The organism is Stenotrophomonas sp. CS3K5, assembly GCF_059515225.1.
Genome location: NZ_JCAKRX010000011.1, coordinates 131816 through 157854, shown reverse-complemented (window position 1 = coordinate 157854; position 26039 = coordinate 131816). Strand labels below are relative to the sequence as shown.

25 protein-coding genes and 1 pseudogene are annotated in these 26039 nt (G+C 67.0%); 12 read left to right on the top strand and 14 right to left on the bottom strand.

All coding sequences use genetic code 11. The features are described from left to right. Positions 1-7 precede the first annotated feature (7 nt). The 5 genes from AC5YGJ_RS16275 to AC5YGJ_RS16255 all read left to right on the top strand — a co-directional run bounded on the left by AC5YGJ_RS16275 (position 8) and on the right by AC5YGJ_RS16255 (position 4439). Positions 8-1171 (top strand): COX15/CtaA family protein, encoded by a 1164-nt coding sequence (locus tag AC5YGJ_RS16275; protein WP_309339577.1) that lies wholly within the window; start codon positions 8-10, stop codon positions 1169-1171. Positions 1172-1175: 4 nt separating this feature from the next. Further along, positions 1176-2069, top strand: coding sequence for a heme o synthase (gene cyoE / locus AC5YGJ_RS16270; RefSeq protein ID WP_309339576.1), 894 nt, complete (start codon positions 1176-1178; stop codon positions 2067-2069). A 135-nt stretch (positions 2070-2204) separates the two neighbouring features. Beyond that, a complete protein-coding gene (locus AC5YGJ_RS16265) occupies positions 2205-3014 on the top strand; it encodes a calcium-binding protein (protein ID WP_496187137.1) in 810 nt (269 codons plus the stop codon). A gap of 271 nt (positions 3015-3285) precedes the next feature. Next, the gene (locus AC5YGJ_RS16260) at positions 3286-3687 is read left to right on the top strand and encodes a hypothetical protein (protein ID WP_496187136.1); all 402 of its coding nucleotides are present in this window, start codon (positions 3286-3288) and stop codon (positions 3685-3687) included. A 5-nt stretch (positions 3688-3692) separates the two neighbouring features. After that, positions 3693-4439 (top strand): hypothetical protein, encoded by a 747-nt coding sequence (locus AC5YGJ_RS16255; protein ID WP_496187135.1) that lies wholly within the window; start codon positions 3693-3695, stop codon positions 4437-4439. Between the two features lie 115 nt (positions 4440-4554). Here the strand turns inward: AC5YGJ_RS16255 and AC5YGJ_RS16250 are convergent, their stop codons facing one another. From AC5YGJ_RS16250 to AC5YGJ_RS16235, 4 genes are read right to left on the bottom strand one after another with little or no spacing between them, the layout of a single operon-like run. Next, entirely contained in the window at positions 4555-5526 is a 972-nt protein-coding gene (locus AC5YGJ_RS16250) for a bile acid:sodium symporter family protein (RefSeq protein ID WP_475284466.1), read from the bottom strand. Between the two features lie 28 nt (positions 5527-5554). Further along, positions 5555-6055: a protein tyrosine phosphatase family protein gene (locus AC5YGJ_RS16245; RefSeq protein WP_496187134.1), complete on the bottom strand. Its 501-nt coding sequence runs from the start codon at positions 6053-6055 to the stop codon at positions 5555-5557. Between the two features lie 27 nt (positions 6056-6082). Continuing rightward, positions 6083-7822: a DNA primase gene (dnaG, locus tag AC5YGJ_RS16240; RefSeq protein WP_496187133.1), complete on the bottom strand. Its 1740-nt coding sequence runs from the start codon at positions 7820-7822 to the stop codon at positions 6083-6085. A 59-nt stretch (positions 7823-7881) separates the two neighbouring features. Beyond that, a complete protein-coding gene (locus AC5YGJ_RS16235) occupies positions 7882-8799 on the bottom strand; it encodes a YihY/virulence factor BrkB family protein (protein ID WP_496187132.1) in 918 nt (305 codons plus the stop codon). A gap of 212 nt (positions 8800-9011) precedes the next feature. Between AC5YGJ_RS16235 and AC5YGJ_RS16230 the strand changes: the two genes are divergently transcribed. After that, positions 9012-9950 (top strand): hypothetical protein, encoded by a 939-nt coding sequence (locus AC5YGJ_RS16230; protein WP_295576486.1) that lies wholly within the window; start codon positions 9012-9014, stop codon positions 9948-9950. A 78-nt stretch (positions 9951-10028) separates the two neighbouring features. Here the strand turns inward: AC5YGJ_RS16230 and AC5YGJ_RS16225 are convergent, their stop codons facing one another. Both AC5YGJ_RS16225 and rpsU read right to left on the bottom strand, forming a co-directional pair. Further along, a complete protein-coding gene (locus tag AC5YGJ_RS16225) occupies positions 10029-10475 on the bottom strand; it encodes a GatB/YqeY domain-containing protein (RefSeq protein WP_249842134.1) in 447 nt (148 codons plus the stop codon). Positions 10476-10608: 133 nt separating this feature from the next. Further along, on the bottom strand, positions 10609-10824 hold the full coding sequence (gene rpsU, locus AC5YGJ_RS16220; protein ID WP_002808376.1) for a 30S ribosomal protein S21: 216 nt from the start codon (positions 10822-10824) through the stop codon (positions 10609-10611). 166 nt (positions 10825-10990) lie between these two features. On the opposite strand from rpsU, the gene tsaD reads away from it, so the two are divergent. Further along, entirely contained in the window at positions 10991-12016 is a 1026-nt protein-coding gene (gene tsaD / locus AC5YGJ_RS16215) for a tRNA (adenosine(37)-N6)-threonylcarbamoyltransferase complex transferase subunit TsaD (RefSeq protein ID WP_057497438.1), read from the top strand. An 82-nt stretch (positions 12017-12098) separates the two neighbouring features. On the opposite strand, the pseudogene AC5YGJ_RS16210 reads toward tsaD, so the two are convergent. Continuing rightward, positions 12099-12702, bottom strand: a pseudogene (locus AC5YGJ_RS16210) (hypothetical protein). Positions 12703-13066: 364 nt separating this feature from the next. Here AC5YGJ_RS16210 and folB point away from each other — a divergent pair. The 4 genes from folB (at position 13067) to AC5YGJ_RS16190 (ending at position 17758) form a co-directional block, all read left to right on the top strand. Continuing rightward, positions 13067-13420 (top strand): dihydroneopterin aldolase, encoded by a 354-nt coding sequence (gene folB, locus AC5YGJ_RS16205; protein ID WP_049465349.1) that lies wholly within the window; start codon positions 13067-13069, stop codon positions 13418-13420. Positions 13421-13507: 87 nt separating this feature from the next. After that, entirely contained in the window at positions 13508-14779 is a 1272-nt protein-coding gene (locus tag AC5YGJ_RS16200) for a mechanosensitive ion channel family protein (protein ID WP_107232117.1), read from the top strand. A 128-nt stretch (positions 14780-14907) separates the two neighbouring features. Beyond that, complete coding sequence (locus tag AC5YGJ_RS16195; RefSeq protein ID WP_496187131.1) at positions 14908-17082, top strand: glycoside hydrolase family 3 N-terminal domain-containing protein; 2175 nt, start codon at positions 14908-14910, stop codon at positions 17080-17082. Between the two features lie 130 nt (positions 17083-17212). Continuing rightward, positions 17213-17758 (top strand): hypothetical protein, encoded by a 546-nt coding sequence (locus AC5YGJ_RS16190; protein ID WP_496187130.1) that lies wholly within the window; start codon positions 17213-17215, stop codon positions 17756-17758. 46 nt (positions 17759-17804) lie between these two features. Here the strand turns inward: AC5YGJ_RS16190 and AC5YGJ_RS16185 are convergent, their stop codons facing one another. After that, positions 17805-18974, bottom strand: coding sequence for a PQQ-dependent sugar dehydrogenase (locus AC5YGJ_RS16185; RefSeq protein ID WP_496187129.1), 1170 nt, complete (start codon positions 18972-18974; stop codon positions 17805-17807). 167 nt (positions 18975-19141) lie between these two features. Between AC5YGJ_RS16185 and yiaA the strand changes: the two genes are divergently transcribed. Next, positions 19142-19597, top strand: a complete 456-nt coding sequence (yiaA, locus tag AC5YGJ_RS16180; RefSeq protein WP_049426932.1) for an inner membrane protein YiaA — start codon at positions 19142-19144, stop codon at positions 19595-19597. Between the two features lie 104 nt (positions 19598-19701). Here yiaA and AC5YGJ_RS16175 read toward each other — a convergent pair whose 3' ends face one another. The 6 genes from AC5YGJ_RS16175 to AC5YGJ_RS16150 form a co-directional block, all read right to left on the bottom strand. Further along, the gene (locus AC5YGJ_RS16175) at positions 19702-20025 is read right to left on the bottom strand and encodes a hypothetical protein (RefSeq protein ID WP_249842129.1); all 324 of its coding nucleotides are present in this window, start codon (positions 20023-20025) and stop codon (positions 19702-19704) included. A 110-nt stretch (positions 20026-20135) separates the two neighbouring features. Further along, positions 20136-21437: an APC family permease gene (locus AC5YGJ_RS16170; protein ID WP_249842128.1), complete on the bottom strand. Its 1302-nt coding sequence runs from the start codon at positions 21435-21437 to the stop codon at positions 20136-20138. Further along, positions 21434-22195, bottom strand: a complete 762-nt coding sequence (locus tag AC5YGJ_RS16165) for a L,D-transpeptidase family protein (protein ID WP_249842127.1) — start codon at positions 22193-22195, stop codon at positions 21434-21436. The genes AC5YGJ_RS16170 and AC5YGJ_RS16165 overlap by 4 nt, the downstream gene beginning before the upstream one ends. 15 nt (positions 22196-22210) lie before the next feature. Next, complete coding sequence (locus AC5YGJ_RS16160) at positions 22211-23059, bottom strand: MurR/RpiR family transcriptional regulator (protein ID WP_496187128.1); 849 nt, start codon at positions 23057-23059, stop codon at positions 22211-22213. Between the two features lie 427 nt (positions 23060-23486). Next, positions 23487-24581 (bottom strand): dipeptide epimerase, encoded by a 1095-nt coding sequence (locus AC5YGJ_RS16155; RefSeq protein ID WP_107232127.1) that lies wholly within the window; start codon positions 24579-24581, stop codon positions 23487-23489. Then, positions 24578-26023, bottom strand: coding sequence for a C40 family peptidase (locus AC5YGJ_RS16150; protein WP_496187127.1), 1446 nt, complete (start codon positions 26021-26023; stop codon positions 24578-24580). Before AC5YGJ_RS16150 ends, AC5YGJ_RS16155 begins: the two co-directional genes overlap by 4 nt. Positions 26024-26039: the final 16 nt, after the last annotated feature.

Here is a 26039-nt window from a genome sequence, read left to right as displayed (position 1 = left end):
CCGTTTGATGAGCCTTTCCGCGCGTCCGGCGCTGCACCGCAATTTCCACCGCCTGGCGTGGTTCGCCATGATCATGACCGCGAGCACGATCATGTTCGGCGCCTTCGTGCGCCTGTCCGATGCCGGCCTGAGCTGCCCGGACTGGCCGACCTGCTACGGCCGCGCCACCTGGCCGCAGCACATCGAGGAGACCGTCGGCCACCCGGCCGCGGAGATCCGCCCGCTGGAGACCCACAAGGCCTGGCGTGAGCAGGTGCACCGCTTCCTGGCCGGCGCGCTGGGCATCGAGATCCTGACCCTGGCCCTGCTGGCCACGCGCAAGCGACGCTTCGGAAGCACGGCGGTGGTGACCGCCTGCGTACTGGTGGCCACCGGCATACCGTTGTACATGATGGGCTGGCATGGCACCGCCAGCGCCCTGGCATTGATCGGCGAGGCGATCCTGCTGATCGCCGCGCTGCGCTGGAGCAACATCGACCTGGCGCGCGCTGCCCTGCTGACCCTGGCGGTGGTGATCTTCCAGGCCCTGCTGGGCATGTGGACGGTGACGTTGTTGCTCAAACCCATCGTGGTGATGGGCCATCTGCTGGGCGGCATGCTGATGTTCGGCCTGCTGGTGTGGATGGCCTGGCGTGCCACGCATATGCCGATCACCCTGGCCGAAGCACCGAAGCTGAAGTGGCTGCTGCGCATCGGCGTGGCGGTGCTGGTCACCCAGATCGCGCTGGGTGGCTGGGTCAGTGCCAACTATGCCGCACTGGCCTGTGGCGGTGGCAGCCTGTCGATGGACAACTTCCCGCGCTGCGCCAACCAGTGGTGGCCGCAGCACAACTTCGCCGAAGGCTTCACCCTGTGGCGTGGCATCGGCGTGGATTACGAAGGCGGCGTGCTGGATGGCGCGTCGCGCATCGCGATCCAGATGGCGCACCGCCTGTTCGCGATGGTGGTGGCGGTCTACCTGCTGTGGCTGGGCGCGCGTCTGTTCCGCCTGCCGAGCATGCGTGGCTGGGCCAGCGCGCTGATCGCACTGCTGCTGCTGCAGGTGACCCTTGGCATCCTCAATGTGAAGCTGGCGCTGCCGCTGGAAGTGGCCGTCGCCCACAACGGCGTGGCCGTTGCCCTGTTGTTCGTGCTGGTCAGCCTGCTGGCCCGCCTGCGTGCCCCGGACTGATTCCATGTTTGCCAATTACCGCCAGTACTGGGACCTGACCAAGCCCAAGGTCGTCGCCCTGATCGTGTTCACCGCCCTGGTCGGCATGGTCCTGGCCATTCCGGGCGTGCCCAGCTGGGAGCAGGTGCGTGCCGGCCTGCTCGGCTTCCTCGGCATCTGGCTGGCCGCTTCGGCCGCTGCCGCCATCAACCAGCTGCTGGATGCGCACATCGATGCGCAGATGGCGCGCACCTCGTGGCGTCCGCTGGTGGTGGGCAAGGTCAAGCCATGGCAGGTGCTGGTGTTTGCCGGCGTGCTGATCGTGCTGTCGATGGTCATCCTGGTGCTGTGGGTGAATCTGATCACCGCCGTGCTGACCTTCGCCTCGCTGATCGGCTACGCGGTGATCTACACCGTGTACCTGAAGCGCGCGACCTCGCAGAACATCGTCATCGGGGGCCTGGCCGGGGCGATGCCGCCGATGCTGGGCTGGGCGGCGGTGACCGGCATGCAGGGCTCGTCGGACTGGGCGTACTCGTCGCTGCTGGTGCTGATCATCTTCATCTGGACGCCGCCGCACTTCTGGGCGCTGGCGATCTTCCGCCGCGAGGACTATGCCAAGGCGAAGATCCCGATGCTGCCGGTAACCCACGGCGTGGTGCACACCCGCAAGCAGATCATGGTGTATTCGGTGGTGCTGGCGCTGGTCTGCCTGCTGCCGTACCTGGTGGGCATGAGCGGCGCGTTCTACCTGGGCGGCGCGATCGTGCTCAACGCCGTGTTCCTCTGGTACGCCTGGCGCATGCTGGACCCGCCGGACGAACTGTTCTCGATGAAGATGTTCCACTACTCCATCGTCTACCTGATGGCGCTGTTTGCCTTCCTGCTGGTCGACCACTGGATCCTGCCCTGGTTGTGAGGGGCCACCTGTAGAGCCGAGCCCATGCTCGGCTGAGGGGGGAGAGCAGCCGAGCGTGGGCTCGGCTCTACACTTGATCCCTTCCAGCGGCGTCGCCATTGCTGTTCCTGACCCCAAGGAAAGGAAGGCGTACGGATGCATTCGATCTTCCGCTGGACCACCGCGCTGCTGCTGGCGCTGGGCATGGCGCTCAATGTGCATGCCGATGACACTGTCGCGCAGATCCGCCAGCACGCCGCCGAGCATCGCATGCTGGTGCTGGGCGAATTCCACGGCACCCGCGAGGTACCACTGCTGGTGCGCCAGCTGGTGGATGACTACAGCCGCGAAGGTACCCCGGTGCTGCTGGCGCTGGAACTGCCCCGTGCTGAGAACCCCGCGCTGCACGACTATCTGGATTCCGATGGCGGGACGGCGGCACGCCAACGCTTGGACAACCGTGCGTTCTGGACCGTGCGCGATGACCAGCACGACGGCCGCCGCAGCCGCGACATGCTGGCGATGATCGAAGCACTGCGCGCGCTGAAGGCGCAGGGCCGTGCGATCGAGGTGGTGGGCTACGACGTGAACAGCAGCGGCGGCGGCAACCAGGATCGCGATGACCGCATGGCCGCCGAGCTGCGGCGCCTGTACCGGCGCCTGCCCGACAGCGCACGCATGGTCGTGCTGACCGGCAATGTGCACGCCATGCTGCAACGCCCGGCCGATGCGCCGCCGGAGATGCAGACCCGGCCGATGGCATCGGCGCTGCGTGACCTGGATATCTACAGCGTGCGGCTGGAAGCGCTGCGCGGACACTTCTGGGGATGCATGGACCGTTGCAAGGCACTGGCTCTGCTCGAACGGCCGGCGCGTGCGGCGCAGGTCAACACCCATGCCGGGCGCGAGTACGACCTGTGGGTGTGGATGCCGCAGCTGAGCGTCGGCACCCTGGTGGACCCGTAGCACAACGCAACCCATCCACGCATGGCGTGGATCTACCCCCAACCATCGGTGACGTCGACCAGCAGTAGATCCACGCCATGCGTGGATGGGTCTCCTGATCCCGTGCATCCGGTGTCGGCTTCCCCTCCCCCAGGATTGCGCCGCGCCAAAAAATCTACCGGGCAAGGTGTAGGGATTTGCCGCGTCGCTGACTCCCCGCGAGCCATGGATCACAGATGCGGATGGATCTGCCAGGTGGGACGATCCGGAGTGGATACACAGGACGAGCGAGATGACTCGCAGTTCTGTGGAGCAATCAATGAGAAGCCACTTTTCTCTGCCCATCGTTCTAGGTGCCGCGGTTGCCTGCCTTGCCGGCAATGCTTCAGCGGAAGTGAAAGCATTGAGCCGGGCGAACTGTATCGGATTCATCAATGAATCCGTTACCTACGAACGGCCTCAGTTTCGTAACTTCCAGGGGTCGGCCGTCACCAGACACATCCCGCTGGGGAACATCGAACCAAAGCACGTCTTCGGTGCACCCAACAACGGACACTTCTCCTGGCGCTTCTACGCGGGGGATGGCTCCGATCCGGAGCGGATGGTCGTCCACGGCTATCACACATGGGTGCTGGACGGGCGTGTATTCACTCAGTCCACGAGCGCGGTCGACTGCCAACTTTCGGAGTGGTGAGCATCATGAAAAAGCTCGTTTGCATCGCAATCCCATTGGCGATATCGATGTCCGCCCACGCGTCCCAGTCGGGTACAGATCCCGATCCGGTGGGACGTTGGCTGCACCAGCGTGCCCTGCAGATGGCAATGCAGGATAAGGATTCGACTATGGGAAGGTTGTCCGCCGGCGTGGGCAGCTACCGCATCGTGCGATTGGCGGACCTGGACGCACCTGAAGAGGTGAAGCGTCAGCTTCGTGCTGACATCGCGCGATCCGAAGGGGTGGTGCGGGTTGCGGAGGGCAGTATCCCGACGCAGGCCCAGATGCTTGCGGCCCTGCCTCGACGTCACCGCTCGGCAGCGGAACTGCGCCAGCGCCTGCCGCAGCCTCCCAGCGCGCTGCTGGCCAGCCCCTTGGGGCCGGCAGAATTGATTGGCATGGAGCCCAGTGGCGTGCTGGAGGGAGGGACGTCCTCGGGCCTCAGTCGCTTCTACCGGCTGGGGGGTGTCGGCATCGTGGAGTTCAGCGAGAACAACTTCCTCGCTGCGGGCACGCACATCGAAGCCATCGCCGAGGCGCAGAACACCACGGTCAACGGCGTACCTGCGCAGCTGAGGAAGCGTGCTGATGGCGTTGGCCACACCCGGGTGGAGCTTGCCTGGACGGGCCGCAGCAAGACCTACAGTCTGGTGGCCACGGGTGAAAAGGGTAGCGACGTGGAGCGTAACGCGCGGCTGCTGCACGACATCGCAGCGGCCATCGTGGATTAGTGGCGGAACGGGGAGCATCCACGCATGGCGGTACATCAGCCGAGCATCGGCTCGGCTCTACAGTAGATCCACGCGATGCGTGGATGGCGTTTTCGGCAACAACCCGCGCGCCCGATCAGGGCGCGCGCTTTGCATACCGCTGCGCGATCACGCCGCAGACGATCAGCTGGATCTGGTGATAGATCATCACCGGCAGCACGATCGCGCCGAGGCTGCCGCCGGCAAACAGCACCTTGGCGATCGGCACGCCGGTGGCCAGGCTCTTCTTCGAGCCGCAGAACACGATGGCGATCTCGTCCTCGCGGTTGAAGCGCAGGCGGCGGGCGATGAAGGTGATCAGGGGCATGGCGATGCCCAGCAGCACCGCGGCCACGATCGCCACCGCGAACAGCGACAACAACGGCGTCTTGCTCCACAGCCCTTCAGTGACCGCTTCGCCGAACGCCGAATACACCACCAGCAGAATGGTGGCCTGATCGGTGTAGCGCAGCAGCGCGCGCTGCTTCTCCACCCAGCCGGCGATCCACGGCCGCAGCAGGTGGCCGGCCACGAACGGCACCAGCAGCTGCAGCATGATGCCGCCGATGGCATGCAGCGGGTCGTGCACGCCGCCGGAGGTACCGGCCAGCGCGGTCAGCAGCAGGGGCGTGAGGAACACGCCGAGGATGCTCGACAGCGAGGCGCTGCAGACGGCCGCAGGCACGTTGCCGCGCGCCATCGAGGTGAAGGCGATGGACGACTGCACGGTGGACGGCAGCGTGCACAGGAACAACACGCCCAGGTACAGCTCCGGGGTCAGCAGCCAGCCCGACAGCGGCTTGAACAGCAGCCCCAGCAGCGGGAACAGGATGAAGGTGCAGGCTAGGATGGTCAGGTGCAGCCGCCAGTGCAGCATGCCGCCGATGATCGATTCGCGCGGCAGGCGCGCGCCGTGCAGGAAGAACAGCGCGGCGATGGCCACCGTGGTGACGTCGTCGAGGACGATGGCGGCAGCGCCCTTCATCGGCAGCAGCGAGGCCAGCCCGACGGTGCACAGCAGGGCGAGGGTGAAGTTGTCCGGTCGCAGGCGCGACCACCAGCGGGTCATGGGGGGCGGACTCCTTGGTGCGGGTGATTCAGGGCGAGGTGACCGGCGTGGCCAGGCGCTGGCGGGTGGCGGCCTCCAGCGACTTCAGGCCGGCACGCTGGCCCAGTTGCAGCGCCTGATCGGGGCTGGCCTGTTCGTAGCGTGCATTGACCAGGCTGAGCATGGCGCCGGCGCGGTTGCCGGAGGCGCAGTGCAGCAGCACCGGCCCCTGGCTCTGCTGCAGGGCCTGGTGCACGGCACGCACGTTGGCCGCGTCCAGGCCCTCGGCACCGGCCACCGGAATGCGCACGTAGCGCAGGCCCAATGATTCGGCCTGGCGGGTTTCATCGAAACCACGGTCCTCACCGGGCTGGCGCAGATCGATCACGGTGCGCACGCCCTGCGCGGCAAGCTCGCGCAGCTGCGTGGCACTGGGCTGGCCGCCGGCATACAGGCCAGGGCGGACTTGGTTGAGCGCCGCGTCTTCGGCCAGCGCGGCCAGCGGCAGGCAGAGCGACAACAACAGCAGGCAGGTCAGGCGCAGCAGCATGGTCTTCTCCGTGAAAGCGTCCTGCCGCTACAGGCGCAGTCCGGCGCGGGCCTTGAGCAGCTCGCGCAGTTCGTACTTGTCAGTATCGTCCAGGCCCTGCTGGCGCTGCTTTGCCAACAACTCCTCCAGACGTTGCACCAGCAGCTGTTTCTCCAGCTGGGCCACGGCATCGTGCAGTTCCTGGGTCCACATTGCCTCGTCGCCCGGCATCGTCTGCGCGGCCAGGGTATGCAGGGAGGCCTGTTCTTCGCGGCCGTCGAAATGCTCCAGCAGCGCGCCGGTGCTGATGTCCGGGCGCTGTTCGACCAGCCCCAGCAGTTCCAGCAACAGCTCTACCCCCGGCAGGCGCAGGCCCTGGAAGTGGTGCTTGCCGCCCAGGGTCAGCGCCAGCGAAGGCTGCTGCAGCAGTACGGCAATCGCACCACGCACCAGGCTGCGCTTGGCCACCGGTTGGATCGAACGCGCCGGCGGCCGTTGCGGCATCGGCGAACGTGCCGCCTGGGCATTGCCGCCGAGGCCGGTCAGCTGCCCCAGCTGCTGCTTCATCAGATCGCCGAAGGCGCCATCGGGAATCTGCGCCAGCATCGGCTTTGCGCGTTCGGCCAGGCGGGCCTTGCCGTCCAGCGTGCCCAGGTTGATCTCGCGGGTCAGCTCGTCGAAGAAGAACTGCGACAGCGGCGTGGCCTGCTTCAGGCGCTCGTTGAACGCCTCGGCGCCTTCCTTGCGCACAATGGTGTCCGGGTCTTCGCCATCGGGCAGGAACAGGAAGAACGCCTGGCGGCCATCCTTCATGCGCGGCAGCACCGATTCCAATGCCTTCCAGCCGGCGCGGCGGCCGGCGGCGTCGCCGTCGAAACAGAAGAACACGTCCGGCGCGTTGCGGAACAGCAGCTCGGCATGGTCCGGCGTGGTCGCGGTGCCCAGCGTCGCCACCGCCTGGGTGACGCCGAACTGGAACAGCGAGACCACGTCCATGTAGCCCTCGACCACGATCAAGCGCTCGATCTTCTGGTTGGCCTGGCGCACCTGCCACAGGCCGTACAGTTCGCGGCCCTTGTGGAACAGCGCGGTCTCGGGCGAGTTGAGGTACTTGGGGCCGTCGTCCTTCTCGAACACGCGGCCACCGAAGGCGATCACCCGGCCCCGGCGGTCGAAGATCGGGAACATCACCCGGTCGCGGAACTTGTCGTAGACGTGGCCGCGATCGTTCTTGGAGAACAGGCCGGCGCGGTCGAGCAGCTTCATGCGCCGCTCGTCCTTGCCCAGGGCATCGCGCAGGCCGCTGTAGCCATCCGGTGCATAGCCGATCTGGAAGCGCGCGCGGGTGTCCTCGTCAACGCCACGACCATCGAGATAGCTGCGCGCCTTGTCGCTGCCTTCCAGGTTCTTCTGGAAGAACCTGGCGGCCGCATCCAGCGCCGAGTACAGCTCGCGGCTGTCGTCCTGCTGCTGCGGGCTGCGCGGGTTCTCGTTGCGCGGTACTTCCATGCCGGCGCGCTTGGCCAGCTCATCCACCGCATCGAGGAACTCGAGGCGGTCGTAGTTCATCAGGAAGCTGATCGCGGTGCCGTGTGCGCCGCAACCGAAGCAGTGATAGAACTGCTTGGTGGGCGAGACCGTGAACGAGGCCGAGCGCTCGTCATGGAACGGGCAGCGCGCCGCGTACTCCTTGCCCTGGCGCTTCAACGGCACGCGGCTGCCCACCACCTCGACGATGTCGGTGCGGGCCAGCAGGTCGTCGATGAAAGCGTCGGGGATACGGGCCATGGGCAACAGGGCAGGGCGCAGCCGGCAGGCCGCGCAGAAGGGAAGGCAGGTTCCCTAGTCTACTCGCTGGTGGCCGCCGGGCCCGCTTCTTCGGTGGTGTCCCCGCCCTTGGCCAGCTGCGTCCGGGCATACAGGCGTTCGTCGATCACCGCGGTCATCAGCGCGCCGACGAAGAACACCGCAGTGGCGTAGTAGATCCAGACCAGCGAGATCACCAGCGCGCCCATCGAACCGTAGGCGCTGCCCGGGGCCACGGTGGCGATGTAGACGCCGATGCCATAGCGGCCCAGCGCGAACAGCGCCGAGGTGATGGCGCCGCCGATGAAGGCCTGGCGCCAGGCCACGCGGCGGTCGGGCAGGTAGTGGTAGAGGAAGGCGAAGGCCAGCGTGTACAGCAGCAGCGAGGTGAGGTAGCCGACGGCCGGCAGCACCGACGGCAGCTGCGCGAACACCACCTGCAGCGCGGTGGTAGCGGTCATCGACAGGATCAGCAGGAAGCCCAGCGCCAGCACCACGCCGAAGGAGAACACGCGCTTGCGCAGCCAGGCCTTGATGCCATCCAGGCGCTGGCCGCTGGTGTGGAAGATGCGGTTCAGCGCGTTCTGCAGCTGGGCGAACACCGCGGTGGCACCGACAAACAGCAGCAGCGTGCTCCACAGCCCGGCCAGCGAGCCCATGCTGGGCTGGCTGTTGGCGTTGTGCAGCACGGTGTCAGCGACGCTGGCCACGCTGCTGCCGGCCACCGAGCCGATCTGGCCGATCAGTGCCTGCTGTGCCGGCGGGTACAGCGAAGCGGTCAGCCACAGCAGCAGCACCAGCAGCGGGGCCATCGACAGCAGGGCGTAGAAGGAGACCGAGGCGGCCTGGGTCAGCACGTCGATCTCGACGAAGCGCTTGGCCACGGCCATCGGGAAGCTGTCCTGCAGCTTTCCCAGGCGAGATCGGACGGCAGGCAGAAAGGCGTGGGGATGCGGCATCGAAGCAGGAGAAGGCAGGTGGATGATGCTTTTTCTAGCAAATCAGGGCGTTGGGTTGGGTGAAGTGCCTATTCAGACGTTGTGCCGTACAGCGTCCGCGCTATCCTTCTGCCCGACCGTGGGTGCGCAGGGGGGCTGCCGCCACGGTATCCGGGGCCGGCTGCCGCTGCGCAGGGCCGCGACATTCCAATTTCTCTGCAAAAGGACGCGTTATGAAAGGGATGGTCTACACCACGATGGTGTTGCTGGCGACGGTGAGTGGCTCGGCGGCCGCCGCCTCAGCTGCCTGCGAGAAGGCATTCAAGACGGTAGGGGATCCGCGCAACGGCGCGATGTACATGGCCGATGTGACGGTGCCGGGGCTGAAGGTGCAGAGCGCACTGGACCAGCTGCGGCAGATCGGTGCCGAGGACCAGTTCGAGATCGGCGGCCAGCTGGTGGAAGGCAACACCGGCAACCAGTACCTGATCCAGACCAAGGGCCTGCGTACGCCGCTGGTGCTGATCGGTACCGCCGACCACACCGGCCGGGTGACCCTGGCGACCAAGCTGGCGCGTGGCCAGACGATCGGGCAGGACGAGGCGCGGCAGTCGATGTGCGCGATGCTGGACAAGCTGAAGGGCGGCAGCCAGGGTGAGGCGCTTGCCGCCGCGGCGCGCGCGAAGCAGCCGATGCCTGCGCTGGAAGACGTGGCCGCACCGGACCTGTCCAAGAAGATGGGCAAGGAAGTGCGCTCCACGATGGCCGCCTACAATGCCGCTGGCAGCTTCAAGGACCTGATGCTGGGGACCACCACCAACAAGGAAGACCTGGGCGATCGGTCGGCCACCTTCCTGCCGCTGTACGCGAAGTACATCGGCCGCCGGTACCGCATCGACGGGCAGATCTATACCGTCAACCGGAACAGCTACTCCACCCGTCCGGGCGAGGTGGGATCGATCAACTACCTGGTGACGCCGGAACGCGGCCTGCTGCGGATCCGCCAGAACGACACCTTCAACAACAACAACTACACCATCCGCTGCGAGTTCGCGCCGGACCAGGCGGCCAACTTCAGCGTGCTGCGTGAGCGTGACTGGGCCAAGCTGGAAGGTGAGGTCAGTTCGATCGAAGGCAGCTCGATGACGCTGCGCAACTGCCGCCAGGCGTAAGCGGCAGCGCCCCTGCCTGCAGCAATGGCAAGGCCCGCATAGCGCGGGCCTTGTCGTATGCAGTGGGCGGTGCGGTGATCAGCCGGCCAAGGCCTGCTTGACCAGCTTGGACACCAGGCCCATGTCGGCCTGGCCGGCCAGCTTGGGCTTCAGTGCGCCCATCAGCTTTCCCATGTCGGCCGCGCCGGAGGCGCCGGTCTCGGCGATGGCCGCCTGGATGGCGGCCACGATCTCGGCTTCGCCCATCTTGGCCGGCAGGTAGGCTTCGATGACCACGATCTCGGCACGTTCGATCTCGGCCAGGTCTTCGCGCTGGGCCGCTTCGTACTGGCTGACCGAGTCCTTGCGCTGCTTGACCATCTTGTCGAGCACGGCGATCACCGCGGTGTCATCCAGCTCGATGCGCTCGTCCACTTCGCGCTGCTTGATGGCGGCGTTGATCAGGCGGATCACGCCCAGCTTGTGCTTCTCGCCCGCCTTCATGGCGGCCTTCATGTCGTCGGTGAGCTGCTGCTTCATGCTCATGAGGAACCTCGTGGTGGTGGAGGGGCGGGGCGGATGCCCGGGCCCGGAAACGCAAAAAGCCGGCGACGCTCGCGCGTGCCGGCTTCGGCTTCACCGCGGAAGGACAAGCCTGCCGCAATGAAGATGCGTCCGATCAGTACAGGCGCTGACGCTTGGTGACGTCGCGCGACGAGCGGCGCAGCTGACGCTTCACAGCAGCGGCGGCCTTGCGCTTGCGCTCCTGGGTCGGCTTTTCGTAGAACTCGCGCTTGCGGGTTTCGGCCAGCACACCGGCCTTTTCGCAAGTGCGCTTGAAGCGGCGAAGAGCAAACTCGAAGGGCTCGTTCTCGCGGACTTTGACGCTGGGCATGGAATCTCCGGGACACAGTAGAACCGGGTCACGCCCGGCGAGCCGCACATTATAGCGGCGAATAGACAAACTGCAAGCGGCCAACCCTGAATACGGGCCGGAAGTTCGAAAGCAGTGAGATCTGCACATCCCCCGAGGGGGCGGCAGGGGCGTCATAATAGCAGGCATGCGAGTCCTTGGCATCGAATCTTCCTGTGATGAGACCGGCGTGGCGGTGTATGACACCGACCTGTCCGGCAGCGCGGCCCTGCGCGCCCATGCGGTCTACAGCCAGATCGCGCTGCACGCCGAGTACGGCGGTGTGGTGCCCGAACTGGCCAGCCGCGACCACGTCCGCAAGCTGCTGCCGCTGGTGCGCCAGACCCTGGCCGAAGCGGGCCTGGGTGTGGGCGACATCGACGGTGTGGCCTACACGGCCGGCCCCGGCCTGGTCGGCGCTCTGCTGGTGGGTGCCGGCGTGGCCCGTTCGCTGGCCTGGGCGCTGGAGGTGCCGGCGGTGGGGGTCCACCATATGGAAGGCCATCTGCTGGCCCCGCTGATGGAAGATGACCCGCCGCAGGCGCCGTTCGTGGCACTGCTGGTCTCCGGCGGCCATACCCAGCTGGTGGCGGTCGATGCCATCGGGCAGTACCGCCTGCTGGGCGAAACCCTGGACGACGCGGCCGGCGAGGCCTTCGACAAGACCGCCAAGCTGATGGGCCTGCCGTACCCGGGCGGCCCGCAGCTGGCCAGGCTGGCCGAGCAGGGCACGCCGGGCGCGTACCGCTTCGCGCGGCCGATGACCGACCGCCCGGGGTTGGATTTCAGCTTCTCCGGCCTGAAGACCCAGGTCCTGATGGCCTGGCGCGACAGCGACCAGAGCGAACAGACCCGCGCCGACATCGCGCGTGGCTTTGAAGATGCGGTGGTCGAGACCCTGTCGATCAAGTGCGAGCGCGCGCTGGAAGCGGCCGGGACCAATGTGATCGTGGTGGCCGGCGGTGTCGGCGCCAACAAGCGCCTGCGCGCGCGCCTGCAGCAGATGGCCGAGCGTCTAGGCGGCCGTGCCTGCTTCCCGCGGCCGGCGCTGTGCACCGACAACGGCGCGATGATCGCCTTCGCCGGCGCGCTGCGCCTGCAGGCCGGCCAGCACAGCCCGCCGAAGGTGGATGTGACCCCGCGCTGGGACATGGCGACCCTGCCGGCGGTGTGAACCGCTGTCTGTAGCGTCGAGCTTGCTCGACTGTTCCAGGCAACAACTACAAAGGCGGTGAGGCAGCCGAGCAAGCTCGACTCTACGGGCGGGCGGCCAACGGCGATGCGGCCAACACCGTCGTCGCCCGCTCGTGCCGCTGCAGCCACCCCAGCGTATGCGGGCAGCGCGCATGGATCAGCCGCCCGATCGCGGCCAGGTCAGCGCCGATGTCGCGCTCCAGGATGGGTTCGTGGTGGGCGATGCGGTTGCGCAGGTGGCGGATGCGTCCAATGTCTGCGTGGATGGCTTTCCTGATGACACTGGGATGGGCCGAAGGCGCATGACGTAGAACCCCGCCGAGTGCAGGTATCCACAATGTGGCGTCGAAGCGGCAGGTGAAGAGCTGCTGCCAGAAGACCATCGGCAGGTTGGCGACGACTTCGGAGGCCTCTGTTGCGCGGCTGGCGACCTGCTCCAGCGCGATTCTCGCCGAGGTGGATGAAGCGGCGGGCAGCCTGCGCCGCTGCGTTGCGAATGACCACTTCGCACAGATGCACCGGCATCATCAGTGCACCGCACATCCGCATGTTCCACACGTACAGGCATTGGGCAGTGACGTCAGCGCTGCAGGTTGATGCGATTCTCTCGTAGGTCGACAGTCGCTCCGCCGACAACGCGCGCCTCAATGCATCGTATGCAGCCATGGTGATGTGTGGTGAGGGAGGGAAGCGGGATGTTGCCGAGGGGCCGAGCCGGCCACCATCAGGAAACATCCTTGTGTACGTGGGCTGTTTCCCGCGTATCAGCCGGGGCGGGAACACGGATCTGCGTTGTCGTGATTGGCCTTGACCCGCCGGTTGGTCACTGACTAGTCTGGGCACCTGCGCCACCGGGACTCGCGGCTTGAGAAAGCTCCCCCCGGGGACAAACGGTAGTACCAAAGGGCCCCGCTAGCAGGGCCCTTTGTCTTTTCCGGGCCCGCCCCATGCGGGACGCCCACCGCCCGTTCCGGGCAGGGTCACCGCCGTGCCGTTACCATGGCCGCCTGTATTGTCGCTGGTAACCGCAATGGACAAGGTTTTCATCGAGGGGCTGACGATCGACGCCCTGATCGGTATCTACGATTGGGAACGACGGATCCGCCAGGACCTGGTGTTCGACCTGGAAATGGGCTTCGACAACCGTCGCCCCGCGGCGACCGACGACATCGCCCACACCCTGAACTACAAGGCAGTGAGCAAGCGCCTGGAGCAGTTCGTGCGTGAATCGGAGTTCGGCCTGGTGGAAACCCTGGCCGAGCGTTGCGCGCAGATCGTGCTGGACGAGTTCGAGGTGAAGTGGCTGCGCCTGAAGCTGAGCAAGCCCGGTGCAGTGCGTGGCGCGCGCGCGGTGGGTGTGATCATCGAGCGCACGCGCGACTGACCCGGTGAACCCGGCCGCCGGCCGGCAATCCGGTAGTGCCGGCCGCCGGCCGGCAACCTCATCAGCAGTAAAACAAGGAGACAACCGATGGTGGACGCGGTGGTGGCGGTACAGTGGCTGGAAAAGCTGCAGAACACACTGGAACCCTATCCTGGCGCCTACCTGGCGTTGATGATCACGGCGCTGTTGATCGCCGCCGGCCTGGCCAACTGGGTGACCAAGCGCATCCTGCTGCGTGGGCTGCGGCGCCTGCTCAGCCGCCTGCCGGGCGCCGACACCGGCCGCGGCAGCCATCTGATGCGGGTGATCTCGCGCCTGTCCAATGTGGTACCCAGCCAGGTGATCGCCTCGGGTATCCGCATCGTGCCGGACCTGCCACCGGGTCTGGTCAGCTTCATCATCGGCGCCTGCCAGGCCTGGGCGATCCTGACCGTGGTGCTGGCGATCTCGCATGCGCTGGATGCGGCCAACGACCTGTACGAGCGTCGCCCCGAAGCGCGCAACAAGCCGATCAAGGGCTACCTGCAGGTCGCCAAGATCGTCATCTTCGTGATCGCCGGCCTGTCGATCGTTGCCACCCTGGCCGGCGTCGACCTGCGCTATCTGGTCACCGGCCTGGGCGCCGCCACCGCGGTGCTGATGCTGATCTTCCAGGACACCATCCTGTCGCTGGTGGCCAGCGTGCAGATCAGCGGCGATGGCCGCGTGCGCATCGGCGACTGGATCGAGATGCCCAGCCAGAACGCCGATGGCGATGTCATCGACATCGCGCTGCACACCGTCACCGTGCAGAACTTCGACAAGACCATCACCACCATCCCGACCAAGAAGCTGGTGACCGAGTCGTTCAAGAACTGGCGCGGCATGCAGGAGGCCGGGGGCCGCCGCATCAAGCGCGCGCTGTACCTGGACCAGCACAGCGTGGGCTTCCTGGACGAGGGCGACCTGGCCTTCCTCGGCCAGTTCGCGCTGCTGGGCGACTACCTGCGTGAGAAGGAACAGGAGCTGGGACAGTGGAACGGGCGCCTGCGCGAGCAGGGCGTGGCCGAGGTCAACAGCCGCCGGGTGACCAACCTGGGCACCTTCCGCGCCTACGTGGAGCGCTACCTGCGCAGCCATCCGGGTATCCACACCGACATGACCCTGCTGGTACGGCAGCTGCAGCCGACCACCGAGGGCCTGCCGCTGGAGCTGTACTGCTTCACCCGCAGCACCGCCTGGGGCGAGTACGAGGCGGTGCAGTCGGACATCTTCGACCACCTGCTGGCGATCCTGCCGGCCTTCGGGCTGCGGGTGTTCCAGGCCTCCAGCGACGCCATGTTGATGGCCGGGCAGCGCCAGTTGGCCGGCTCGGAGTAAGCTGCGAGGCCTCCGGCCGGACCGTACGGATCCGGCTGGAGGTTGAAACTGAACGACGAAACCTCTCGCCAAATGGCTCCGGATCGCTAGAATGCCGGGCTTGTAAACGTTTTCATCAAGGACTGCTGGTGGCCTCCGATCGCATCGAATCCCTCATTGCCCAGATGACCGTCGAGGAAAAGGTCGGCCAGCTGGGTGTCTTCGCGGACATGGTCCGCCCGTTCGCCCCGGACGTGAACCCGGAAGCCAACGTGCGCAATGCCGACCAGGTGCTGCAGCAGGTGCGCGAGGGCAAGGTCGGCTCGCTGTTCAACGGTGTCGGCGCCGAGCTGGGCCGCCGCATCCAGCAGGTCGCCACCGAGGAAAGCCGGCTGGGCATTCCGGTGATCCTGGCCGCCGACGTCATCCACGGCATGCGCACCGTGTTCCCGATTCCGCTGGGCGAGGCCGCCAGCTTCGAACCGGACCTGGCCGAGCGCACCGCGCGCGCCACCGCCGTCGAAGCCACCGCCGCCGGCCTGCACTGGACCTATGCGCCGGCCGTGGACATCGCCCGTGACCAGCGCTGGGGCCGTGGCGCCGAAGGTGCCGGTGAGGACGTGGTGCTGGGCTGTGCGTTCGCCGCCGCCCGCGTGCGTGGCTTCCAGGGCAGCGACCTGCGCGCCGCCGATTCGCTGCTGGCCACGCCCAAGCATTTCGCTGCCTATGGCGCGGTGATGGCCGGCATGGAATACAACATGGTGGACATCTCGCCGCAGACCCTGCGCGACGTGCACCTGCCGCCGTTCAAGGCCGCCTTCGACGCCGGCGCGATCACCGTGATGTCCTCGTTCAACGACATCAACGGCGTGCCGGCCAGCGCCAATGCCGAACTGCTGACCGACATCCTGCGCGGTGAGTGGAAGTTCCCGGGCGTGGTGATCTCCGATTACACCGCCGACATGGAACTGGTTGCGCACGGCTATGCCGCTGACGATCGCGATGCCACCGCCAAGGCGTTCACCGCCGGCCTGGACCTGAGCATGCAGAGCGGCTTCTATGCCGAGCACCTGCCGGGCCTGGTCGAGAGCGGCGAAGTGCCGATGGCGGTGCTGGATGAAGGCGTGCGCCGCATCCTGTGGCTGAAGGAAACCATCGGCCTGTTCGACGACCCGTACCGTTCGCTGGACCCGGCGCGCGAAGCCGATACCTCGCACCTCGCCGCGCATGACGCACTGTCGCGCGATGCTGCACGCCGTTCGATCGTGCTGCTGAACAACCGCGACAACGTGCTGCCGCTGCAGAAGAGCGGGCAGAAGATCGCGCTGATCGGCCCGTTCGTGCAGGACCGCGAGAACATCGAAGGCTGCTGGACGCTGTTCGGCGACAAGCAGCGCTATGTGGACCTGGAAACCGGCGTGCGCGCTGCCATCGGCGACCAAGCGCTGCTGGAGATCGTGCCGGGCTGCGAACTGGAAACCGCCATTGTGGGCGGCACCGAAGCGGCCGTGGCTGCCGCGCTGCGCGCCGACGTGGTGGTGCTGGCGCTGGGCGAGCCGCAGCGCTACAGCGGTGAGGCGCAGTCGCGCGTGGAGATCACCCTGCCGCCGGCGCAGCAGGCGCTGGCCGAGGCGGTGGCGATGACCGGCAAGCCGCTGGTGGTGCTGCTGCGCAATGGTCGCGCGCTGGCGCTGCAGGGCGCGGTGCGCAACGCACACGCCGTGGCGGTCACCTGGTACCTGGGCACGCAGACCGGTCATGCCGTGGCCGATGTGCTGTTCGGCGATTACAGCCCGTCCGGCCGCCTGCCGGTCAGCTTCCCGCAGGTGTCCGGCCAGCAGCCGTACTTCTACAACCACCCGCGCACCGGTCGCCCGGAACTGCCGACCATGTCGGAGTTCAAGGCACGCTGGCGCGAGATCCCGAACGAGCCGCTGTACCCGTTCGGTCATGGCATCGGCTACACCACGTTTGCCTACGGCGTGCCGCAGCTGAGTTCGGCCCAGCTCGGCTGGGATGACACCCTGACCCTCACCACCACGCTGACCAACTGCGGCGATGTGGCCGGCGAGGAAGTGGTGCAGCTGTACATCCACGACCGCGTGGCCAGCCGCGTGCGTCCGGTGCGCGAGTTGAAGGACTTCCGCAAGGTGGCCCTGCAGCCGGGCGAATCCACCGAGGTGGTGTTCACCCTGACCCGCGAGCAGCTGGCCTTCACCGGCCGTGACGGCGTGCTGCGTGCCGAACCGGGCGTGTTCGACGTGTGGGTATGCGCCTCGTCGGCGGCCGGTGAAGCGGTGCAGTTCGAGCTGCTGAAGGGCTGATCGTAGAAAAAGGGGACGGAGGGGATTAAGTCGTTTGTGCCACAAACGACTTAATCCCCTCCGTCCCCTTTTTGTTGCCGTCACTGTGGCGGCGCTACCATCGGGCTCCCTCATTCGATGGAGCGCGCGCATGCGCCGGATGGCCTACCTGATTCCCGCCTTGTTGCTGGCGGCCTGTTCGCAGCCGGCGGCCCCCCCGGCCGCGCCTGCGGCGGATGCACCGCCGCCGATGGAGGCCAGTGCCCCGGCAACGCCTGCGGCACCTGCCGCTGAGCCCGCTGCTTCGGCACCGGCCGCGCCCGCAGCCGAGGCGCCTGCCGAAGACGCACGTGCGCGCATCGAGACGCTGCTCGGCGACGCCGCGCAGTACGAAAAGGTGTTCAATGCGTTCAAGACGGCCGTGGTTGGCGGTGATCGCGCCGCCGTCGTCGAGGAAGTGCACTTCCCGCTGAACATCGCCGATGGGAAGAAGATCACCGGTCCGGGTGAGTTCCAGCGCAACTACGAGAAGATCATCACCCCGGCGGTGGTCAAGGCAGTGTCCGAACAGGACTTCGGCAAGGTCTTCGTCAACCAGCAGGGCGTGATGATTGGCAATGGACAGGTGTGGTTGAACGGGCAGTGCCTGGACCCGGCCTGCACGAAGACCGAGGTGAAGGTCATCACCATCCAGTAAACGGAAACGGCCCCGCATGCGGGGCCGTTCCGGGAAAAAGTTCCGATCAGGCTTTCGGCGTCAGCTTCAGCAGGCGTGCCTTGCTGCCGTCTTCCAGCAGCCACAACGCGCCATCCGGGCCCTGTTCCACTTCGCGGATGCGCTCGCCCATGTTGAAGCGTTCGGCTTCGCGCGCGCTGTCGCCGTCGAAGGTCACGCGCGCCAGCGAGGTCGACGACAGGCCGCCGATGAAGCCGCTGCCCTTCCACTGCGGGAACAGCGTGCCGCTGTAGATCACGAAGCCGGCCGGCGAGATCACCGGTGTCCAGGTCACCTTCGGTGCAGCAAATTCCGGACGGGTGCTGTGGTCGGGAATCGGGCGGCCGTCGTAGTGGTCGCCATTGGAAACCACCGGGTAGCCGTAGTTGGCACCGCGCACGATCAGGTTCAGTTCGTCGCCGCCGGCCGGGCCCATCTCATGCGCCCACAGCTTGCCGTTGGCATCGAAGGCCATGCCGAGGATGTTGCGGTGGCCCAGCGACCAGACCTGCGCGGCCACGCCGCCCTGCGAGGCGAACGGGTTGTCGGCCGGCAGGCTGCCATCGTCGTTGAGGCGCACGATCTTGCCGAGGTTGCCGCCCATGTCCTGCGCCGGATCGAACTTCTGCCGCTCGCTGGAGCTGATCCACAGCTTGCCGTCCGGGCCGAAGGCGAGGCGGTGGCCGTAGTGGCCTTCGCCACTGACCTTGGGGCTCTGCCGCCAGATCACCTTCAGGTCCCTGAGCTGGCCAGCGCCGCTTGCGTCCAGCGTCAACGTCGCACGGGCCACGGCGGCACCGCGGGTGTCCAGCGTGCCTTCCTCGGCATAGCTGAGGTAAACAACATGATTCCGGGCGAAGTCGGGGTGCAGGATGATGTCGCCAAAGCCCCCCTGGCCACCGTAGGCCACCTTGGGAACGCCGGTGATCTCGTGCTTCTGGCCGCTGGCCAGGTCCAGGTGCTGCAGCTTGCCGCGCTTCTCGGTGACCAGCAGGCTGCCGTCAGGCAGGAAGGTCATCGCCCACGGCTGGTCGAAACGGCTGACTTCGGTGGCGGTGAACGGGCGCTGGTCGGTGGCGGCGGAGGCTGCCGGTGCGGCGGCCTGGGCGCCGTTGGCGGCCGGGTCGGCGGCGTTGCAGGCGGAGGTGGCGAGGATCGGCACCAGGCCGAGGGCGAGCAGCAGGGAGGTGCGGGTCATGGGTATCTCCAGGGCGGGGATGCGGATGGCCGGGCTGTCCCTTGTACACCACCCGGCGTGTGACCGTCGTGGCCCGAAGGTCCTGCGCCCCCTGTGCGACGACGGCCGGATCGACTAGGGTGGGCACGCCCGGGCAAAGCATGCCCGCCTGCCTGCAAGGATCCGCAATGAACACTGCCATGCCCCACAAGCCGTCCACCGCCTTCATCGCCGCCTCCTGGGTTGCCCTGCTGCTGGGAGCGGCGGCCTACCTGATCGGCCTGTTCAACGCCGCCACCATGGCGCTCAACGAAAAGGGCTACTACCTGACCCTGCTGCTGTTCGGCCTGTTCGCAGCGGTATCGCTGCAGAAGAGCGTGCGCGACCGCGTCGAGGGTATTCCGGTGAGCGCGCTGTACTACGCACTGTGCTGGTTCGCGTTGCTGTCGGCGCTGATGCTGCTGCTGGTTGGCCTGTGGAATGCCACCCTGGCATCGAGCGAGAAGGGCTTCTACGGCATGGCGTATGCGCTGTCGCTGTTCGGTGCGGTGGCCGTGCAGAAGAACACCCGCGACCTCATCGCCGCAGGTGGTGGTGAGAGCAAGCGCAGCGCGGTCGTGCCGCCGCTGCCGGAACAGGAGTGACTCCGTAGAGCCGAGCCCATGCTCGGCTCTCCTGCCGCATCTGTAGCGCCGAGTCATGCTCGACTCCCAGCCGAGCATGGGCTCGGCTCTACACGAGCATGGCGTTATCGCTTCAACCGTGGGTCCGCCAGCTGCGCGTCTTCCCAGCCACGGCGCACCGCATTGCGTGCCTGTGCCCATTCCAGCCGGCTGCGGCCACGTTCGCCGGCCCAGCGCGATTCCAGCTCGGCCTCCACCTGTTCGTAGGCGCGGATCATGTCCTGCGCGCGGGCCGCGTGGCCGATGCGGTAGGCCGGTTCGTAGTCCTCGAAGAACAGCTGGTCGTCGTAGTACGGCTCGGCGCTGTAGCGCTCGCGCCAGTAATTGCTGACCGCATCACGCGACGTGCTGTCATCCGGTACGCGGCCGGGGATCTGGTACTCGGTCATGGAAGGCTCCGTTGTGTACGAAGCCTGATCGTGCCTGGGTGGCGGTTAACGGCCCGGTCCGGCAGTGTGATCACCAGATCAATCCGCCGGGCACGGCCCGGCGCTACCGGTTACCCGGCGTCGGCATCCTTGCGCGGCAGCTTGTAGATCACCGCGCCGATGGCAAATGCCACCAGCGCAGCGGCGATGTTCTGCCAGCTGGCACTGGCGAACAGCGCCACGCACAGCAGCAGTGCCAGCACCGGAATCAGCGGCCCACCGGGCAGCTTCAATGCGCCCGGGCGGTCGGCGTAGCGCTTGGCCAGCACCAGCACCGCAGCGGCGGTACCGATGTAGGCAAACAGGCGCGTGGTCATCGACAGCAGTGCCAGCTGCACGAACGAGCCGGACAGCGCCAGCCCGAGTGCAATCAGGCCCTGGCACAGGATCGATGCGGCCGGGGTGTGGAAGCGCGGATGTACCTGCGCCAGGATCTTCGGACCGTAGCCATCGCGTGCCAGCGCGAACAGGAAGCGGGGGCCCATCATCATCGTGTTGCTGTTGGTGCCGAGGATGGAGATGGTGGCACCGACCGTCAGGATCAGCGCCAATGCTTCGCCACCGAAGCCGGCGGCGGCATCGGCCAGCGGCGTGGCCGAGCTGGCCAGGCCGGCCAGCGTACCCTGTGCCACCACCTGTACCGCGCCGTAGATGACGGTGACGGTGATGATCATGGTGATCAGCGCGAACGGAATATCGCGACGCGGGTTGCGGTATTCGCCGGCGGCCGCGGGGATGTTCTCGAAACCGGCGTAGGCGTACAGCAACAGCAGCGCGGCCTCGCCCATGCGCTGCAGGTCATGCGGGTCCGGGCGCTGGCCGGAGAAGGCCAGCTGCGGGTCGATGTAGAACGCGCCGATGGCCACGAACAGCAGCAGCGGCAGCATCTTGCCGATCACCAGCACCACGCCGGTACGCGCGGCCGAACGCACGCCGATGATGTTGATGCCGGTAAGGAAGCCCAGCGACACCACGATCACCGCGATGCGGCCCAGGCCAGCACCGGCCCACGGCCAGAAACGCGCAACTGCATCGGCCAGCGCGTTGCTGAGCGCCGCGGCCGAGCTGATGCGGGTCAGCCAGATCATCCAGCCGATCTCGAACCCGGCGAAGCGCCCGAACGCCTCGCGGGCGTACAGGTAGCTGCCGCCGGGCTCATCGAAGTAGCTGGCGGCCTGCGCGTAGCACAGCACCAGCAGGGCCACGACGATGCCTGCGGCAACCACGCCCCACAGGCTGAAGGGGCCGAGCAGGGCGACGGTGGCGGCCGGCAGCAGGTAGATGCCGCTGCCGATCACATCGTTGATCGACAGGCCGACGATCTGCCAGCGGCTGACCGCGCGCTGCAGCTGCGGTTCGTCCGGCGCGCTCAACGGGCGTCTCCGCTCAGTGCGGGCAGCTGCCACTGCGCCTGCAGCCGCTTGTACTCGGCGCGTGGCAGCAGCACGAAGCGCGGCGTATCCTGCGGCCGCAACCAGTCCAGCAGGGCCTGCATGCGCGCCTGCGGCATGGCGGTGCAGCCGGCAGTGGCTTCGCCGGGCTGGCGCCACAGGTGGGCGAAGATGCAGCTGCCCTTGCCGGGCTGGTTGTCGGGATTGTGGGCGATCACGAAGCCTTCCTGGTAACGCACGTCGCCCTTGGTGTGCAGGTCCAGCCGCATCGGTTCGGTGGAGCCTTCCACGGCCGCCTTGCCCACCTTCTTCGCGTCGACGATGCGGTTATAGAACGGCGAGCCGGGTACGTCCATGCAGTAGCTGCTTTCAAGCATCGGCTGGTAGGCCATGGCCGTGCCTGGGCGTGTGACGGCATAGCCGAACGCGCTGCCGAGCGCGAACACGCCCGCAGGGCTGCGGCCATCGCCTTCCTGCTTCTGCGGGCCGTCGGCCTGCGCCGGATGCAGGCCCAGCCCCCAGGCGCTGCCGGTGCGGCCGAGCGCCACCGGGAACGCCTGGCCATGCGCGTGCCAGCCCTTGCCGTCGCGCACATAGGCCTGCAGCTGCCCCTGGGGGCTGTCCCAGCCTTCGCTGGTGACCACGATCAGCTGGCGCGCCCCATCCAGCGGCGCAGCATGGACGGACACCGCCGCAGCAAGCAGCAGCGCAGCGGTAGCGAGGCGGACCAGCGATTTCATCAACAGGTGCTCCGGTCAGGAATCCAGCAGGTGGTCGATCCGCTCCAGGTTCACCGCCAGCTGCTGCTGGCGGTCCGGATTGGTGTGGCAGAGCAGCACGAACAGGAAATCGAGCAGGGCGTGCATGGCGCTACGGTACAGCAGCTGCGCCACCTGCGGCGTGCGATCGTGCGCGCACACCACCAGTGCTGCATCCGCATGCGCGCGCAGCGGGTTGGCGGTGTGGCGGGTGATGGAAATCACCTTGCCGCCCATGTCCTGGAACTGGCGCGACAGCTGCGAAAGCTGGGGCAGGTTGCCGAATTCGGAGAACACCAGCAGCACATCGCCGGGGCGTGCGGCCGACAGGTTGGCCAGCATCAGGATCGGGTCGGTATGCGGCACCACCAGCAGGCCGAGCAGCGACAGCCGCATGGCGAACTCGCGGGCATACAGGCCATCGTCACCCAGGCCGTACACGAACAGCTTGGGCGCGTCGTCGAGCAGCTGCACGATGCGTTCGATCTCTTCGCGCGGATTGGCCTGTCGGGTCTCTTCCTCAGCCTGTGCCTTGCTGCGGCGCAGGGCCTCGCCCAGGCGAAGGTAGTCATCGCCGCTGTCGGGTTCGCGGGGTGCCTGCTGTGGATCGGTACCGGCGCGGGCAACATCCTGGCCGATGGAATACTTCAGGTCCGGGTAGCCCTTGAAACCGAGCTTCTGGCTGAACTTCACCACGCTGGACTGGCTGATGCCCAGCGCGCTGGCCAGCTGCTGCGAAGAGTAGTCGCGCAGCAGGTGGGCGTTGTCGAGGATGAAATCGGCAATGCGGCGTTCGATGGCCGACATCTGCCCGCGCTCGGAACGGATCTTCAGCAGGGGCGGCATGCGGGGCGTCCGGACATGGATAGGCGCGTTGCGGTTGGCAGCGTAGAGCGTGTCATGGAATGGGTCGGGCGGGTGGGATGTGCAGGGGACGCCGTGAATCCATCCATGGAGGCTTGGCCGCGCCATCCATGGCGCGGACACCCCTGCAGATCCCACCCGCCCGACCCCGGACAGATCGCGCGCGTGCCAGCCGCGAAGAGGATACGGGGTAGGGCAGAAGCAGGAGCATCCACGCATGGCGTGGATCTACCCGGAGCTGCTGTTGAGTCCGCCTTGTAGCGAGCCGAGCACCGCAGGGCACCGGCGTGCGCAGCACGTCGGCTCGCGGCCGGCGGAGCGTTTCTTTTGGTTACTTTTCTTTTCGCGAAAAGAAAAGTAACGCCCGACCCAATGTCAGTTGCATGCCAGGTCAGCCGCAAGGCAGAGATCAACCCAGCATCTCCAGCCCGCGCACTTCGGTGATGCCCAGCCCCGGCACATCGCTGATGCTGATCTCCGATTCGTTGAAGTGCACGCCGCCGCTGACCGGATCGAACTGGCCCAGCGACGGACCGTCCAGGTCGACCTTGGTGATCACATCGCTCTTGGCCACCGCCAGGTGCACGGCGGCGGCGACGCTGATGCTCGATTCGATCATGCAGCCGATCATGCACGGCACACCGTAGATGCCGGCGATGTCGGCGATGCGGATCGCGTTGGACAGGCCGCCGGTCTTCATCAGCTTGATGTTGATGATGTCGGCTGCGCGCTGCTGGATCAGGTCCATCACCTGGCTCGGGCTGAACACGCTTTCGTCAGCCATCACCGGTGTATTGACCCGGTCGGTGACGTACTTCAGGCCGCTGATGTCGGCGGCCTTCACTGGCTGCTCCAGCAGCTCCAGCACCACACCGGCTTCTTCCAGTGTGCGCATCGCATGCACCGCCTGCTTGGCGGTCCAGCCCTGGTTGGCGTCCAGGCGCAGCAAGGCGCGGCCTTCGACGGCGGCATGGATCGCCTTGACCCGTTCGATGTCCAGGCCGATGTCCTTGCCGACCTTGATCTTCAGCGACTCGAAGCCACGGTCGATCGCCGACAGCGAATCGGCCACCATCTTGTCGATGTAGTCCACGCTGATGGTGATGTCGGTGGTGATGACCGGGTCGCCGCCGCCGAGCATCTGGTACAACGGCGCACCATGCAGCTGCGCCCACAGATCGTACAGCGCGATCTCCACCGCGGCCTTGGCGCTGGTGTTGCGCTCCATCGCGCCCTGCACCAGGCCGCACAGGCGGTTGAGGTTGACCACGTCCTGGCCGATCAGGCGCGGGGCGATGAAATGGCGGATCGCTTCAATGATCGAGCCGTGCGTATCGCCGGTGATCACCGCCGTGGCCGGGGCTTCGCCATAGCCGGTGTGGCCACTATCGGTGCGGATCAGCACCACCACGTCTTCCACGGTTTCCACCGTGCGCAGGGCGGTCTTGAACGGTGTCTTCAGCGGCACGCGCAGCATGCCCAGTTCGATGGCAGTGATCTTCATTCAGGAGTCTTGGCGCGCAGGCGCTGGATGTTGGTGATGCGGTCGATGTAGCGGACGGTATCGCTGGCCATCATCGGCTCCAGCGGCGTCACCGAAACACCATTGAGGTGAGCCTGCACGCGTTTGCCGTCGGCACCGGACCAGCTGCCGCCTGCCGTATCGTGGATGACCCAGGTACGGCCGTCGACGTGGCCGATGGCCATCATCACGTGGCCGGGTATGTAGACCAGATCGCCCACCTGAAGGTCGGTCACAGCACGGTCGCGCGCGGCCTTTGTGTCCTTGTCGGTGAACGGCAGGCGGTCCAGTGCCGGGCTGACGGCCTGGGCGCTGGTATTGCGCGGCAGCAGCACGCCGAAGCTGCGGTAGATCTCGGAAACGAAACCGCTGCAGTCGCGGGTGTCGTAGTCGTGGCCCCAACCGTAACGCTCGCCGAGGAACTTGAAGGCCTGCTGCAGCAGCAGGCGCGGGGTCAGCGGCGGGTAATCGGCTGCGGTGTCCTGCGAGCGCGGCAGCAGGGCCGGCACCAGCTTCAGGCGCCCGTCGGCCTCGCGTACCGGCAGCTGCACCACCCACGAGGCATGCGCCTGCTGGCCGTTCACCGCTTCGGCGGCGGGCCAGTCGGCCAGCACCGGCAGTCGCACGCCCATGTCCAGCTGCAGCCGCGAGACGCGCGGTTCCTCCGGGGTGTAGGCGGTCTGCGCGGTGGCGCCGGTGACAACGCGGTACGGGCCCTTCGTGCCGTAGCCGAGCACCGTGGCCTTGTCGCCGCCAGCGATGGCATCGGCTTCGATCCACGCGCTGTAGCGCTCGCTGTGCACGAACAGCCAGCGGCCATCGGCGCTGCGATGGACCACCGCCACCTTGTCGCCGGGGAACAGAGCCGACTCCTGGAAGCGGTCGATGTCGGTATCACCGACGGTGCTGAAGACGCGCTCGCGGGTGGGGAAGGTGCGCAACGCCGCGCGCTTCACCACCAGGCCGTAGGCGGGTGCGACGTGTGCGGGAATCGCATCGAGGCCGAGGTTGGCTTCGATGCCACTGCGCAGCGCAGGCGCGATGGCCTGGCCCCGCTCGTTGAACAGTGCCCGCCCGGGCCAGCGCGACAACGCGCTGATGCTGGCGCGTACCTGCGCGGCATCAAGCTGTGCGGGCAGCGCGGCGATGTCCTGGATGTGGCTGTCCTGCGCGCGCATCCGCGCGTTCTGCGCATCGATCTGCGCGCGGTCCATGATCGGCGCATCGGCGTTGTCCAGCCGGGCCGCCCAGTACTGCGGCGTCAGGTAGGCCTCATGCAGGCCGATCACATACGGCAGCGGCGCGCCGGGATCGGGTGCCGGTGCGGCCGGTGCAAAGGCCGGTGCGGCCAGCAGGCACACGGCCAGGGTCAACCGGCGCGGCCATCGCCACTGCCGCAGTGGTTCGCGGGAAGCCAGGATCATGCGCAGCACACCCTCC